This window comes from Nanoarchaeota archaeon (assembly GCA_018897155.1).
Lineage (GTDB): Archaea > EX4484-52 > EX4484-52 > EX4484-52 > LFW-46 > LFW-46.
On sequence record JAHILE010000016.1, the window covers coordinates 1 to 14,740 of the forward strand.

The following is a 14,740-nucleotide window of genomic DNA, read 5'->3' on the forward strand; positions in this document are numbered from 1 at the left end:
AGCTGAAACGCCAACTGAAGCGTTTATACGAAAAATGCGGCCTGAAGTCTGGTTTGAGTCCGCTAAAGATTGGTTTTGAGGCGAAATTATGTGCGCGAAATATATATCAAAGAAGATGGAAATGATTACGGGATATCACAAGCGAAATCGTTATCTTCCAGAAAACAGGTTCTTTATCTTTTGGTAAATCGATTCATGGCCGTCGGATTCTGCTATCTCTCTTCCTTTTCCAGGCCCATTAAAGCGGTTATCGCGCTCTTTTTTGGCTTCTTTTCTTTTGTTTTCAAGCCGGTCGGAATATAGTTTGTTGCTTTCCTTTAGCACTGCCTGCTTTTCAGCTCCTTCTTTTGTCGGCACATATTCGCGCTTTATTCCAGCAGCCTTTTCACACCCTTTAATGTATTTGTCTGCAATTTCGGGTGAAACAAGGCCTCTTGAAACAGTATCTTCCATATTCGATTTTATTTTGAGCGCTTCTTCCGGCATTATATTATCGTAAGGCTGTCTTTTGATTTTTTCCTTTGCTTCATATATTCTTTTTGCAGGGCCTTTTTCTATTACATCAATTCCATGTTCTTTGTTAGGTATTGGAAATTGCCTATTTTTCTCCTCTTTTTCAGCAAGTTTCGTTCTTGTGCCCACAACTACTTCTTCTATTTCGCGAAGCTCTTTTTGCGCTTGATTATACGCTTTTTCCGGATTTGTTTCGAACTGTTTCGATGATGCGTATTTTCTTGATTGCGGCGAAAGTATACCATACTCCTGTTTTTCCGTGCATTCGTCAAGGACATTTTTTTTGAACTCGCGCAAGATTTCTGTTGCATCAGAGCCGTATTTTTTATTGTCTAAGACCAGCTCTTTGAGTATGTCATAAACCCACTTCTCTTCGGTTTCGTTAAACTTTCTTGTCTTTTCCGTAAGAATCTTGTACATTTGTGGAGATTGGCGTTCGATTTCCTTTAAGAAAAGATGCTCGTAAACGATGTTTTCATCTTTTTTACTTTCAGCGAGGCGCCCCATGCCGATAATGACAAGAAAAACAGCAAACATTCCTTCGAGAAAAAGAAACACTTCAAGCATACAGTTATTTGCTCTTTTGCGTTAATATAGATTTTCGGCAGAAATGCGCTATGGCGCGGAAAAATAAACCGTGCCTTCAAAAATGGCGCAAATTGTCGTTTTGGTAACTATTTGTTGAAGGCGGCGTATCATACGTCTTGCAAAGGCATATTTTGTGCGTTATTCAAGGAGCATCCATTTCCAAAGCGGAATGTATGTTATTCCGTGCTCTGTTTTTTCTGTGTCTTTTGTAATTATTGTCAATTTCTTGGTTTTTTTGAACAATTCTTTAAATTCAAACAAGCCGCTTATTTCACGTTCTGGGATTTCATCGGAATAAGAAACATTTATGGCTTCAATAGATTGGTTGCTGTATTTTATTATAAAATCTACTTCTTGTTTGCCTTTCCAGTAATAGGCATCCTGTTCCCTGCGCTTGAGCTCTATAAAAACAAGATTTTCTGCAAGCTTGCCTTCATCCTTTGAGAACTTGAAGCTGACGGCGTTCCGTAATCCATTATCAATGCAGTAGATCTTTGACGGGTTTGTTTTTTGTTCTTTCATAGAATATGCAAAATGTTCGGCGCTAAAGAACAAAAAAGCTTCTTTGTAATAGGACATATAGTCACTTATGGATTCGTAAGATAGCCCGAGCACGGCTCGCAGGGTTCTCAGTGAAAGAACGCCGGTAAAATTCGTTATCAGATATAGAGCGAGGTCTTTTGTTTTTTGGCTGTTTAGGTTGTGCCGGTCTACAATATCTTTGTAAAGCAGGTCATCAAAATATTGGGCCAGGACTTTTGTTTTGAATTCTTTTTCTTTTAATGTTATGTCCGGAAAGCCGCCGTAATATAGATAGTCTCCAAATGCATTTATTACCATATGCTTTTCTTTTTCCAGAATCAGGCCCTTTTTTAGTGAATTTAGGTCTAGTGCAATGTTTTTGAAAGAAAGAAATTCCTGAAAACTGAGCGGAAAAACATCAAAGGTCAGATTTCTTCCAGTCAGTAATGTCGAATATTCCTTTTTAAGAAGATACGAACAGGAACCGGATATTATGAATTTGCAGTCTGATTTTAGGTCATAATGCCTGCGTATCCACAATTCCCATTTTTCTTTTCGCTGTATCTCGTCAAGAAAAACATATGCCTTTTTGCCAGGATTTATGCGTTCTTTATATGCTGAGTAAATCTCATCAAGAGAATCATTTGCTAATCTATTATCTTCAAGATTTATGAACAATATCTGTTCTGGCGCAACGCCATTTTTCAGCAATGCGTCAATCATTTGGTACATAATAGTGCTCTTTCCTGACCTGCGCACACCGGTTATTATAGTAACTTCTTTTATAGTTACTGATTTTATCAATAACTCATATGCTTCTCTTCTAATTCCCATTAATTCCTCCAGGACTTTTTTAGTCAGCCACCACGGGTTTGAATCAATGAGTTTATTTACGTCCATACAGTATATTATAATAACAAATATATAAATGTTACGGTATGCCGTAACAAAAACTACATAAATGTTACGGTTCATCGTAACTTCGGTGCATATCTAAAAAATAGATTTTATAGATGAATATGATTAAAATTGTATGAATTTATCGAGATTTTGCATTTTTTGGGCAGGTTATTGTTTCTTTTTGAAATGTTAAACTACACTACACCCCCATATTTTCTTTGTAGAACTGCTTGATATGTTTAATACGCAGGTAAACTTATGCGTAAAGTTTTTCTCCTCATTGAACACTCATGCAGCATTGCGGGGTGCGCCGTTAAACAAAATCATAACTCTCCGCAATTTCAGATTTTGGGGCTGAAAAAGCCTCTAAATAGATACTGCAAAATATATATTTTACAGAAGAAATGTATTTAAATACTGCTCGACAATAAATAATATCTACTTATTAGTGGCATTATGTGGATTGCGCGTGTATGAATTTGTTCGGTCTATTTTTGCAGTCCCGAAACTATGGGTGACTCAATAGAAAAGGTCATCAAATTTTACCGTGAAAACGAACAAGCTGTAAAAGATTCTAACCGAGCGAGAAAAGATATTTCTGAGATTTTATTCGGTTTATTGTCCGAAGACGATTCTTCAGAACTTAATGGATTAAAGCAAAAATATCAGTTTGACGCCGAAGAAATTGTAGGCGCTCTAAGTTCAGGATATTCTGAAAAAGATACCGGTTTTATAGACATTAACGAGGCAAAAAAGGACATTACACGTATGATGAAAATCGGCAAGGCTGAAAAAGCAGTCCGGCTTTTGCACACCTATGAAGGCCAACTCAATTACCGAGAGCTTGTGGAAGCAGTTGTTGAAGGAAATTTCGTCGGAGGAGCAAGAATTCCACAAGAGTATGTGCCAAAGGATATAGTTGTTGAATATCGAAATATTGAACTCGAATATGCGGCAAAACGCATAGAATCTTCTGCGAACAGCATTGAGAATCCAATGGTTGACATAAACCGTGGCAAATTAAACGAATCCGGAATTGACGATGATTCCGTTTTCAGAGACTTAAAATCAAGAGCAACTTCATGCGCCGCACTTGCATTGACAAGCGCGTCTAACATAACTGAGAAACTTGGCGAAGACGTGGCGCCAATCACAAGAAAAATGATGCAATTGGCGGCAGGTTTCAATAAACTCGGAAATACGCCTAATCTATGGACTTTGGACAAGTTTTACGCGGAACAAAAAGAGCAGAATCCGGAGTTAACGTCGGATGACTTTTTAATCAATTATTTTTCAAATACGGAATTAATGAAAATTACGGTTCCTGAACAATTTAAATTGTTTAAAGAGAATAGTGAGCTTTCAATACCAAACGTACTGAGAGCCATTGCAAATGAATTAAGGGAAGGCTATCAGATACGGGTATAATCTTTTGAAATAGAGCCTAACGAGCAAATCGCTTAGGGTTTGTAAAAACTCCGGTGTTTTGTGTTGTTTTTTTGGCAATAGAAACCTTTAAATATATGTATGACTCTATAGTGGTGTCATTAATTATGTGGTGTTTGAAATGGAGCCTAAAATTGAGCAGAAAGAGGAAGGAATTAAGCAGAATGATGAATTCAAAAAATTTACTGGTTACGCCGGTTATGCCAATAAGAACCGCTATACTTCCGAGGATCTCAAAAAATTCAACGAAGTGTCAGAGCAATTAATGGCTTATGAGCATAGCGGCATAAGCTGGAAAAATATGGAAGGGGCACCGATACTCACTCAAAACAACGAGCAAAGCAAAACCGCTATTGGCAGCAAAAAGTTAAATAACTGGCAATATTTGCGCATGGACGGAACTGACAAGTACAACGAATCTGCAGAGCTTCAAGATAAAATAGAGCATATCCTGAGCGGTATAAGTCTGGATGCTAGCGCGAAGGAACCGACAACCAAACCAATAGATTACCGTGATTTAACTGCTCTGGATGATTTTGACAGTGTCAATAATTGGGAATTTCCGCGGCTTACAGAAGGCGAGAATCCTCCTGAAAAAGGACGAACACCATCAGAGAGCTACCGAGGTCTTGCAATAGGTGGACATCACACAGAAAGCCTTGAGGATATTATTGGCGATCGCTGGTACAACAAAGAATTCGAGGCTGCTAAATATGGCGCAAAAATTAAAAATCTTCTTGAAACCGGAGATTTTGCTTCACTTGCACGTACTTATTTGGAAAAAGAAAAAGCAACAAAAACGTCTCAAAAGGAAGATGTTTTTGAAAAAGCCTACGAATTGATTACTGGTGGCAAAGAAGGGCTGTTTTTATTGGAACGATATCTTTCGGAATATTTACAAGATTTCGAGCAAGAACGCGTTTCAGTAGCTAAAAAAACAAAATTCCGAAGAAAAAAATCCGCCACATACAATAGGGAAATTAATAAATGCCTGGAAACAAATTCTTTTGCTTCAGCCGCACGCACATATATGGAAATGGAGATAGCAACCGGCGAAATCCAAGAAACCAAGGTTTATGAAACAGCATCTAAGCTGATTTGCGAAGGCAAGGTTAAAACCGGTATGCGTTTATTGAACAGCTATTTTTCTGAGCGACAACACTATATTGAACACGGTGATATAACGCATAAAAAAAAGAAAACTGCATCGAAAAAGCACAAACCTGGTTCAAAACAAGCACCCTATGAATTCTGGTGGGATGATTTTGATAGACGGAATGAGTGGGTGGATTGGCGTAAGAATCTGCAAAGCGAATCTGAATCGCAATGAACTCGCGGGAAGTTACAAATTCGCAAGACAAAAGCGTTGATTTTGATCGCCATTGTTAAACAAGAACTAGAAATTACTGCTTCATTTTCACCAATTTCTCGGTAAAAGCATCCAAATCCTTAGCAATCGAGCTTCCGATTTCAGTAAGAACAACGAATTTTATCCGGCCCTTTTTCTCAAAGCTGATAAGCCCTGTCTTTTTGAGCGTAGAAAGAATTTTTACAGTATGTGCGTAAGTGCAGTCGGCGCATTTTGCAAGTGTCGATGCATAGCTTTTTTCGCCGCTGTTTTTCAGGCCGACAATGATTTTCACAGGCTTTTCGTGCATGAAAAGATATGCTAGAACATTGTCTTTTTTCGGCATTAAAACATCTCCAATTTTTATTGTTCGCGCTGGTATATATTGTTTAGTTGTTTGAGATTTATATATTCCATTATCTATATTTCATTGCAAATAAAGTATCTGTAATGAAACACATGAAAATAGATGGGGTTATTATTTTTCACAATTTCAGTGATTTCGTTTATGCGCCCGGTATGCATTATAATTATGCAAAACCGTCAAAACATAAATTCCTGTGAATATTGTCGTCAGATATGTTGCATAATCTTTCTGCTTCTCAAAAAGAAGCACAAGAACTGCAATAAGCACCGCTAAATCCAGTATTTTGAACGCAGCAAAATCTTTCTGTCCGTGTTTCAAAAGAAACCGCGCAACCGGATTTTCTTCAGCTCGTATGCCGTGTTTTCTGGTGATGTTTAGCGTCTGGTACAGGTCGACAATCCAAAGAATTGCGAGAATCGCAAAAAGATACGTTATTGTCTGCATACGAAGAGCGCCTATATAACCAGTTTAAGCTTTAGTGTTATGAAAAGCAAGAGCGCGACAACGCCCACAAGTAGAAGTATCTGCAGAATGTCTGCAAATTCTACCTTTTCATGCCCGAGAATCTCTTTTTTTATCGAGTTTAATTTTGACATGTGAATCACATAACAATATGTATAGCCCCACGAGGAATTTCATCGAAAAATTCGATTTTGAACCTCGGTCAGAGGATCCAGAGTCCCCTATGCTTGGCCACTACACCATGGGGCTGCATAGTGTATTTAAGCCGAAAAGATTAATAAATGCGTTTCTAATTCCCGCCACCCTATTTGTCGCCATAATCAATGCCCATGCGCTTTACAATGAAGTTGCGGACATATTCGAATCGCTGGCTGTTGGGCTTAAGATAGTATTTTTTTACGCGCTCAGAAAAGTTCTGCTCATACGGTCCGCGCCCGAGAAAGAATCTTATATTTCCAAGCCCGAGTATTTTTTTTGCATCCTCTAGTGTTTTATGCTTTTTCTTTCTTTCAATCAGGTGGTACGTCTCCTTTGGAAATGCCTTTTCAAGGTCTTTTTTTGACGAATACGTTGTCGCTTTTGGAAAATCCTTTCCCCGTATTTTTTTATCCTTGATTTTTTTAGTTTTATCGTCTTTGTATTTGGTGGCAAATTCAAATTTTTGAAGCCGGCCGTAATGTTTTGTATCCAGTGCATATTCCTTTCCGTCTTTTTCAAATAGTATTATCGGCCTGCCGTTGATTTTATGCGGCAGCCCCAGAATGTCATTGATATATATTTCTAATTCTTCCTGCATTGCCTTGCTTTCCATGACTTTTGCCGCAACAACATTTTTGCTCATCATATAATTGACGAATTCAAAATCGGCATCTTCGCCTTCAGAGCCTGTCGCGCTTGTCTTGAAATTGGTTCTGTTTAGCACCAGTTCCTGAAAGCTGTAGTACCATTCGCCTTCCTTCACATTTGTCTTTGAACCATCACATTTCGTGCCCCACTTATTTATTCCGGATGTGTCATATATCCATTCTTCAGTTATCCAGGGATAGTCTGAAATCAGGCCTTGATTGGGGTGCAGGTAAATGTTATCCCGCTCCCAGTTTCCGAATGCAACAACTCCCGCTTTTTCAATTTCTTCTGCTGGCGGCCTGTGCGGGTCTGGAGGAACAAATGATTTCCAGAACCATAACTTTACTTTGTGAGTTGATACTGCTATGGCGTTTAGCCGCACAGTATTCATCTTGGTATTCTTTCGGGTTCCGGCGTTTTCAAGTGAGTCTTCAATCATTTTGTATCTCGCAATTGTGGGCTTAAGCCATTCGCGATATTCATCAAGGCTTTTTTCGCGGCTCGCTTCAAGAGACTTCAATGCATCCATCCTGCGCATGACATTGCTTCTAAAGAACCCAATCCAATCCTGGTACGCATTCCATTTGACTTCAAGCATGCGCTTTTCAACTGTCGGAAGGTCTTTAAGCATCTTGTCTTTTTCAAGGTCTTCTTTTTTCTCCATTCTGAAAAAATCATCAACTACTGTTGGCATGATGTTGTGGTTTCGCAAAAACGCCATTGAAAGCCTGCCGGGCCCCTGAGCCCCTCCGCCGCCGGCATGATAATCAACTTCCTCCATGAATGTTGTTTTTAGAGCCAATTCGGCTTTGTGTTTTTCTTTCTTTCTTTCTTCAGGGGATGTTTTTTCATCAATTTTCATTTCGGCTTTTTCCAATTGCTCTTCAAAGTCCTCATATTTCAAAAGATCGTGCTTTACAAGCTCCAAGTCTGCAATAGACTGGCTTATTTTCACAAGCCCTTCACGTATTTTTGCCTCAAGTGTTTCCTTTCTTCCGTGCGTAAGTTCGTAGTATTGGTGATGCACTGGTGTTACATCCAAAGTTTCTTCGACTTTTATTACAGTCCAATTGTCTTTTGGTAGGTCGAAAACAAGGCTCATATAAATATTGAGGCAGAATCCGGGAGGACCTGTCGGATTCAGCAGTGTGTTTTGGTTAGTTCCGCTGCTTGCAAGCGCATAGCTCCATGCAGGGCCGCTCGGCTTGAAAAAGTCATCAAATGCTTTGCCTTCTTTTGTGTTATAGTCTGATTGTTTTCCAGCAGATGCAAAAGATTTATAAGATATGTCCTTGAGAATAAATGCCATAACAATCAGTTATTTGATATTGTGCGCGAGGTGATATATATCTTTAGAACAGCAGAAGATAAATCCCGCCGATAAGGGAAACAAGCCCTATAAGAACTCCCGTATATCCAAATCCCTCGGGCTGATAGTCTGTACTGCTTGGAAATCCGAAAACCATGTATGCGCCAAAAAGCGTTATTATTATGCCCCAGAGCCTGCGCTTAATGAGTTCTGCAGAAACCGTTGTATAAAGCATCCACCCGCCGGCAACAATCAGAATTATACTTGCTGTAAGGGCGATGTACATTTTAGTATCGTTTGCTTTAAGCTTTTCGATCATAAATGCAAGGAACAGCCCTACGCCGATTAATATTGCGGATAATAAAAGAGACATTTTTACACCACAGATTATTTTTTAGCGTACATTGAATTATGAATGCACTAAAATCCTCTCACTTGCGTTCGAGGCTTTTGAAGAGTTCCTACCTCAAAAAAGCTTGAAACTCATGTTTAGAGGAGTTTCATGATTTCTTAGTAGTCGCTTTGAATTTTGAGATAAGCGCGTTATAATCCGTTTCATTCATTTTTCTGCTTTTTTTCATGTGCGCAAGTATGTCTTTAACAGTTGCAAGCGATGTCAGCGCAACACCGGCTTTTTTCAGAACTTCCCTACTTCCTATGCCGTATTCCACAACGACAATTGTGTCTGTGATTTCTCCACCCGCCTGCCTTAGTCCGTTGATGAAACCGAGTTTGCTTTCACCGGAACGTGTGATATCATCAATCAGAAGTACGGTTTCACCAGGCTTAAGATAACCCTCTATCTGTGACTTCATTTTTTCCGGAAGTTCTTTTCTCACAAAAATCATCGGAATGTTTGTTTTAAGCGAAACAGCGGTTGCAAGAGGTATCCCTCCGGTGAACGCTCCTGCTATTTTGTCAGGATTTATTTCACGTACCCGCTCAGATAGAAGGTCTGTCAGGATGTCAAAATTCCGCGGGCTTGAAAGTATGTGCCTCACATCGAAATAAATAGGTGTTGTCCATCCCTGCGGAAAGTTTTTCTTTCCTTCAAATACTATTGCTTCCGCGCTGTAAAGGACTTCGTATATATTTTGCATAATTCTTCTTGCGCGCCAAAGCTTATATTGCTGAACTGCGAAGTTCGCGCTTTGCCGAAATTCATCAAGCGCTAAAGCATATTTTCACGGTTTTTCATCTCAAGCACAGGGCCTGCTGCAATATAGAACAAGAACGGCGCAACAAGCAGCTTGTCCGGCCGTAATGCAAGCACAATGCCAAGAAAAAGCGCGAATACCAAAAGGAATATCCCTAGATTTTTCGAGCGTATGTTTTGCTTGAAGCTCGGGTACTTTACTTTTGAAATCATGAGGTATGCTATAAATATCACAAGCACGGCAAGCGTTTTTGGCGCGATTTTTGTTTCTGTATATATGAGCGCCGAAATGAATACGCCGGCAACAGGTATCGGCAGGCCCAAAAAATATTTCAGGCCTTTTAATATATTGAATCTCGCAAGCCTGATGGCTCCTGCAACTACAAGGCATGCTGCCGCAGCCGCGCCGAGAAGGCCCACTGATGAAAGCGTCGCGGAATAGACCAGAAGCGCCGGAGCGACCCCGAAAGAGACAATATCAGACAGCGAATCAAGCTCTTTGCCGAATTCTGATGTATTGTCAAGAAACCTGGCAACTCTGCCATCAAGTCCGTCGAAAATTAGCGCGGCGAAAATCGCAATAGCGGCGTTTGTGTAATCTGCTTGTAATGTAAATATTATTGAACTGAATCCGGACACTATGTTTCCGATAGTTATTGCGTTTGCAAGATGGTTTGTTATTCGAGCCATACAATTACATATTATCAGAATCTTTTATATGTGTGTTGGGTGCACAGAGCAAGTCCTAAAATGCAGTAACTTTTTTCTTTGCAGTATTCAGGTATTTTGTCGTCCCCTGGATTTTTGTTGTAAAAGCGTCTGCGGCAAGCTCTTCTGAATTCAGTTCATTATTGAATTTTTTCAAAAATGCAAACGGCGAAAAATTCAAGAAAAATGCCGAAAGCTTTGCAAACGGTGCCTTTGTCCGCGTACGGCGCAGTTCGTGCAAAAGCACTGTTTCGGTTTCTTTTTTGAAAGCAAATCGCTAAGCTCTACTGAAAGAACAATCATTGAGCGCGGCCATGAAAAAGAGAATGCAAACAGCTTTGGCGAATCCGCGAAAAAACAGCAGGGTGAAACGTTCGGCATTGCAGAATGTTTCGAAATAAATTCGGACATGCTGGTTTCTGCAGGAATTTTTCTCGCATGGTTTAAGCGAAGATATATTTCAGGAAATCCAAAAACAAAGGATAGCGCCATGGCAGAAGGAATAGAATATGCTGCAAGCTCGACAAGAGCCATGTCGCATGAGCATCCGCATTTCATAGAGAATGCGAAAAACACCGGAGTGAAAAAAGAGCCGCAAGATGCACGCACATCAGCTTGATTTTTTGGCTTGTGCTATTTTTTGGCGCCCTCATAGCATATATTGCTGCAACAGCGATTGCCAAAGACGCTGCGGCACCAAGCCACTGGCGACGCAAAGCGGCGAAGCAGCTTGCGGATGCGCGCATTCGCGGGCTATGCGCGGGCTTTTCGCATACTTGATAAAGAATCAGCAAGCTTGGGAATATAAAGCAGGCTAAGGCGCTTTTGTTGAAATACAACATAACGATTGTGCCTGCAATGGTGCTTTCTTTTGAAGCAAGCGCATATTCGCGGCTTTCTCCAGTATGGGGGCGGGGTAGTATAGAAAAAGACGGCACTTATGTGTTCAGGGCGGCTAATTTGGCGGGCTTATAAAGATTTGCCTGCCAATAAATTATCGCGCCTGCAAAAAGCGGTTCCGCGCAGTAAATAAATATGTGTTTGTTATGATTTGCCTTATTGCATTAGTTATTTTTGCAGTTCTTGGAATATTTTCAGCGAAGTATAGGGGGCTTTCGAAAGAGGCGTTCAACTGCGTATTTAGAAGAATTACGCTTCGAAAGTGCGAAACAGGATTTGACAAGAAGATGAAGGCCGGAATTGTTTCGCGCCTCATGAATAAAAGCCCTGCGGCGGCAAGATTAATGCACCGTCATTTTGAAGCGATTTCGTGGCTTTTTACAATAACTTTGCTTGTCAGTATGTATTATTCCGGACTCGGCCTTTATAATTATGCCGTTTATAATAATTGCAACGGGCAGCAGGGCGATTTTTGCATATTTAATGCCGTATCCGGGCAGTCAGAAGGATTCGCGCTGTCGGATATACCCCTTAACGAATTTCCGTCGTTAGGCCCGAAAGATGCGCCGGTACAGATTGTGGAATTCGGGTGCTTTCAGTGCCCTTACACAAAGGCGGCGAAGCCGGAATTAAAGAAGATTCTTGAGAAATATACAGGCAAGGTCCGCTTTACATTTATGTACGCCCCGATACCGCACCATGTCAATGCCATCCACGCCGCAGAAGCGGCTGCACGCGCAGCTGAGCACGGAAAGTTTATGGAGTATCATGACGCGCTTTTCCAGCAACAGGAAGAAATAAGCAAGCTTACGCCGGATGAGGCACTGATTGTGTTTCAGAACATTGCAGAAGATGTGGGGCTTAATGCTACTGAATTTGAGACCTGCATCACTTCAGGCAGTGCTTTTGGGAAAATCCAGCAGTCAATAGACTACGCAAATAAGCTCGGCATAAGCCAGACGCCTACATTTTATTTGAACGGGAAAAAGCTATATGGTCAGATAACCGAAGCAGATGTCAAAAAAGTGCTTGGCGGGTGATAGCATCATCGATTTTTTTGTAAAGCTCATTAACTGTGCTGTTGTTTTCTATTGTAATGTCTGCCATCTCAAGCACCTTTGCAAGGCCTTTGTTCTTTATATCCTGCTCATCCCTGCGCTCAATATCTGCATTGCCTGAGCGTTTGATGCGTTTGTTTGCGTCAGCAACCAAGTTTATTAGCATGAATATCTCAGAATTGCTCTTCAGATAAATAGCCTCTTCAGGGCTTCTTACACCGCTTATGATAACGGACTTTGCGCCGGATTCTTTAATCTTTTCAACAAGCCTTTGCGCCAAAGCGTCCTGTCCGTATTTTTTGCGCAGTTTATCTCCGGCGGCAGACATGTTTTCTTTAGTCAGCGGCAATTCATGTTTTTTTAATTCGCCGGCAAGCACATCTCTAGAAAAATCAAACCATACGAAGCCATACTTTTCAGAAATATATTTTGCAGCAGTGTCCTTTCCGGAGCGCGCAAGGCCTGTAATCGCTATAATGTGCATATCTTTCATATGCCGGAATGATTATTTAAAGAGGTTTTATTGAGGCCGTATTTCAATTATGTGATGATTCGCGTATGGGTTTATCAAACATACGGGCATATAATCTCAGAAAATTAGTCAAAAATAAAAAAAGAAAGTTGCGAGAAGCCGAACCATTTAAGCCCGTACTTCCCGCGAATATATTTGCCGCAGTGTCCTTGCCCGAGCGGGCAAGACCTGTTATGGCGAGTATATTCATTTAATATGCCTTTGCTTTTAATAAGTGTGCTTTATGTGCAAGTTGCCGTACAAGTACCAGGGAAACAGTCTGCATCAGCTGCGCATACAAGAGTGGTATCTGTGGTGCAACACACGCTAGTTGTAGTACCGCCACCGGCATCAGCAGATCTGATTTCACTGCATGGAACGGTGTATGCACAAGCAGAACAGTCTGTGGTGAAATCACATTCTGCAGTGGCAGGTTGTGTACCACAATAAGATATTGCTTGAGAATTGCACTGTATCTGCTTTTGTGTTGCAGACGTTGTTGCAGTTGTTTGCGTACCAGTTTTCGTAATGCTTCCACTCGTAAACATTATCACAGCGAGTGCGATCACAACAAGGACCACTACGCCAATAATTATCTCCATCGGCAGCGATAAACCCTTTTTACCGTTTTGTTTCATAAAAATCTTACTTTATTATATGTGGATACGTATATATAAAGATTATCGGTATCTGTGGGAGTTGCGTTCAAAAGTTTACTAACAGTACCTATGGCCCCCCAATGTACGAAGGTTGCTAGTCGGAAGATGGTGTAAAATCCAACATTTTGCGAGTTATCGTGTTTTGAATATACTTTATATTTTGCAAATGTTATATTTTCTGAAAAATTCGTTTGAATTAAATCTCTTATCTACGTACAGGGTACGTCAGAAATACAACCGCTACAATCAGTGTCAGCATCGCAGCTTCCGCCGGGGTTTGCATTGCAGTACGATATTGCCTTAGTATTGCATATTATCTGGTCGTTTGCAACTTTCCCAGATTCATCAGTTCTTGTTCCTGTTTTCGTAATGCTCCCGCTTGTGAATAATATTACTGCGAGCGCAATCACAATAAGAATCACCACGCCAATAATGACTTCCATCGGCATTGATAGTCCTTTTTTGCGAGGGGGTTTCATAGAAATCCTGTAATTCATTATGCATCAAAGACTATATATAATTTTGTGGAATTTGTGGGTGCTGTTGCACAATTCGCAGAGCACATACATCTTAGCGTTATCTGCAAAGCTAAAACCGAGTCATTCAAAATTCTTGCGTTCAACGCTAAGATTTGAGCAAGAATTTTGGCATATATAAATCTTATGCAACAGCACCGAATTTGTGATTCATTGTCTTAAAAACATTCCTTAAGATTTTAATCAGAAAAAGAATAAAAGGGCGGAAGAAATACCGTCTTCCGCCCTTTGCATTATAGTTTATCTTTTTGAATTTTTTGTTGTCTTTTTTGCTCTTGAATAATCTCGTGCTGTTTCTTCAACAACATTTTTTAGGCCAAAACCAAGCGCTATTGCAAGGCCTAAGCTGACTGCGCCCACAATCAACAAAAGGATGTTGTCGATTAAGAACGTATCAACTTTAAGGATATTGAGCGAAGTAGATATGCCAACATACACTATCAGGAAGAACAATATCTTTCCGACAATGCTGGAGTATAGTTCTTTTGAGCCTAAAATCTGTTCCTTTGCATATATTGCAGCGCCATAACTCACAAGAAGAACCAGCGTAGCGCCTATAACGCCAGGTATGAAGTTGATAATGCTGTCTACAATGGATATTAGCACAGGGATTTCCAGAATGTCCGCAACTGCCTGTATTGTTACGAAGTATATCCACCATTTTGCGATTATTGAAAATATCGCGCTCAGATTTAGAGCAATGTGTTCATGCTCGGTAACATACTTATCCAGATTGACGCGGATAAGCATTTTTTCAACAACAGCGCCAACTACACGACCGATAATATAGCCTATTACAAGCACAATTACAGCGTATACTAACGCCGGAAATCCGACAACAATGCTCTGATAGAGATTCGTTAATGCAAATTCAAGTGAGACTACCATTTATATCACGTATTGTACTATTG

The 14,740-nt window shown here is 40.3% G+C and carries 19 protein-coding genes and 1 tRNA gene; 5 read left to right on the forward strand and 15 right to left on the reverse strand.

Annotated elements, in window-relative coordinates; genetic code table 11:
• Positions 1–150: 150 nt before the first annotated feature.
• Positions 151–1,080 carry a hypothetical protein gene (locus KKB09_01325; protein MBU4299835.1) on the reverse strand — a complete coding sequence of 310 codons (930 nt, stop codon included), beginning with the start codon at positions 1,078–1,080 and terminating at the stop codon, positions 151–153.
• Between the two features lie 159 nt (positions 1,081–1,239).
• Positions 1,240–2,523, reverse strand: coding sequence for an ATP-binding protein (locus KKB09_01330; GenBank protein ID MBU4299836.1), 1,284 nt, complete (start codon positions 2,521–2,523; stop codon positions 1,240–1,242).
• Positions 2,524–3,033: 510 nt separating this feature from the next.
• Here KKB09_01330 and KKB09_01335 point away from each other — a divergent pair.
• Both KKB09_01335 and KKB09_01340 read left to right on the forward strand, forming a co-directional pair.
• Positions 3,034–3,951, forward strand: coding sequence for a hypothetical protein (locus tag KKB09_01335; GenBank protein MBU4299837.1), 918 nt, complete (start codon positions 3,034–3,036; stop codon positions 3,949–3,951).
• A 139-nt stretch (positions 3,952–4,090) separates the two neighbouring features.
• Complete coding sequence (locus KKB09_01340; protein ID MBU4299838.1) at positions 4,091–5,299, forward strand: hypothetical protein; 1,209 nt, start codon at positions 4,091–4,093, stop codon at positions 5,297–5,299.
• A gap of 73 nt (positions 5,300–5,372) precedes the next feature.
• On the opposite strand, the gene KKB09_01345 is transcribed toward KKB09_01340, so the two are convergent.
• The 9 genes from KKB09_01345 to KKB09_01385 all read right to left on the reverse strand — a co-directional run bounded on the left by KKB09_01345 (position 5,373) and on the right by KKB09_01385 (position 10,406).
• Positions 5,373–5,663, reverse strand: coding sequence for a winged helix DNA-binding protein (locus KKB09_01345; protein ID MBU4299839.1), 291 nt, complete (start codon positions 5,661–5,663; stop codon positions 5,373–5,375).
• Positions 5,664–5,810: 147 nt separating this feature from the next.
• Entirely contained in the window at positions 5,811–6,128 is a 318-nt protein-coding gene (locus tag KKB09_01350; protein ID MBU4299840.1) for a hypothetical protein, read from the reverse strand.
• Positions 6,129–6,139: 11 nt separating this feature from the next.
• The gene (locus KKB09_01355; protein MBU4299841.1) at positions 6,140–6,280 is read right to left on the reverse strand and encodes a hypothetical protein; all 141 of its coding nucleotides are present in this window, start codon (positions 6,278–6,280) and stop codon (positions 6,140–6,142) included.
• A gap of 22 nt (positions 6,281–6,302) precedes the next feature.
• Positions 6,303–6,395 (reverse strand) — tRNA-Gln (locus tag KKB09_01360).
• Between the two features lie 55 nt (positions 6,396–6,450).
• Complete coding sequence (locus KKB09_01365) at positions 6,451–8,301, reverse strand: hypothetical protein (protein MBU4299842.1); 1,851 nt, start codon at positions 8,299–8,301, stop codon at positions 6,451–6,453.
• 43 nt (positions 8,302–8,344) lie between these two features.
• Positions 8,345–8,674, reverse strand: coding sequence for a hypothetical protein (locus tag KKB09_01370; GenBank protein MBU4299843.1), 330 nt, complete (start codon positions 8,672–8,674; stop codon positions 8,345–8,347).
• 127 nt (positions 8,675–8,801) lie between these two features.
• Positions 8,802–9,401, reverse strand: a complete 600-nt coding sequence (locus KKB09_01375; protein MBU4299844.1) for an orotate phosphoribosyltransferase — start codon at positions 9,399–9,401, stop codon at positions 8,802–8,804.
• Positions 9,402–9,472: 71 nt separating this feature from the next.
• The gene (gene pssA / locus KKB09_01380; protein MBU4299845.1) at positions 9,473–10,147 is read right to left on the reverse strand and encodes a CDP-diacylglycerol--serine O-phosphatidyltransferase; all 675 of its coding nucleotides are present in this window, start codon (positions 10,145–10,147) and stop codon (positions 9,473–9,475) included.
• A gap of 55 nt (positions 10,148–10,202) precedes the next feature.
• Entirely contained in the window at positions 10,203–10,406 is a 204-nt protein-coding gene (locus tag KKB09_01385; protein ID MBU4299846.1) for a hypothetical protein, read from the reverse strand.
• Between KKB09_01385 and KKB09_01390 the strand changes: the two genes are divergently transcribed.
• From KKB09_01390 to KKB09_01400, 3 genes are all read left to right on the forward strand, one after another.
• Entirely contained in the window at positions 10,401–10,784 is a 384-nt protein-coding gene (locus KKB09_01390; protein ID MBU4299847.1) for a hypothetical protein, read from the forward strand. The two genes, KKB09_01385 and KKB09_01390, sit on opposite strands and share 6 nt — an antisense overlap.
• A gap of 209 nt (positions 10,785–10,993) precedes the next feature.
• Positions 10,994–11,140 (forward strand): hypothetical protein, encoded by a 147-nt coding sequence (locus tag KKB09_01395; protein MBU4299848.1) that lies wholly within the window; start codon positions 10,994–10,996, stop codon positions 11,138–11,140.
• A 71-nt stretch (positions 11,141–11,211) separates the two neighbouring features.
• Positions 11,212–12,105, forward strand: a complete 894-nt coding sequence (locus KKB09_01400; protein ID MBU4299849.1) for a DsbA family protein — start codon at positions 11,212–11,214, stop codon at positions 12,103–12,105.
• Here the strand turns inward: KKB09_01400 and KKB09_01405 are convergent.
• The 4 genes from KKB09_01405 to KKB09_01420 form a co-directional block, all read right to left on the reverse strand.
• Entirely contained in the window at positions 12,083–12,607 is a 525-nt protein-coding gene (locus KKB09_01405) for an AAA family ATPase (GenBank protein MBU4299850.1), read from the reverse strand. The two genes, KKB09_01400 and KKB09_01405, sit on opposite strands and share 23 nt — an antisense overlap.
• Before the next feature lie 269 nt (positions 12,608–12,876).
• Positions 12,877–13,272 (reverse strand): hypothetical protein, encoded by a 396-nt coding sequence (locus KKB09_01410; protein ID MBU4299851.1) that lies wholly within the window; start codon positions 13,270–13,272, stop codon positions 12,877–12,879.
• 230 nt (positions 13,273–13,502) lie between these two features.
• Complete coding sequence (locus KKB09_01415) at positions 13,503–13,772, reverse strand: hypothetical protein (GenBank protein ID MBU4299852.1); 270 nt, start codon at positions 13,770–13,772, stop codon at positions 13,503–13,505.
• Between the two features lie 297 nt (positions 13,773–14,069).
• Positions 14,070–14,717, reverse strand: a complete 648-nt coding sequence (locus KKB09_01420) for a hypothetical protein (GenBank protein ID MBU4299853.1) — start codon at positions 14,715–14,717, stop codon at positions 14,070–14,072.
• Between the last annotated feature and the right edge of the window lie 23 nt (positions 14,718–14,740).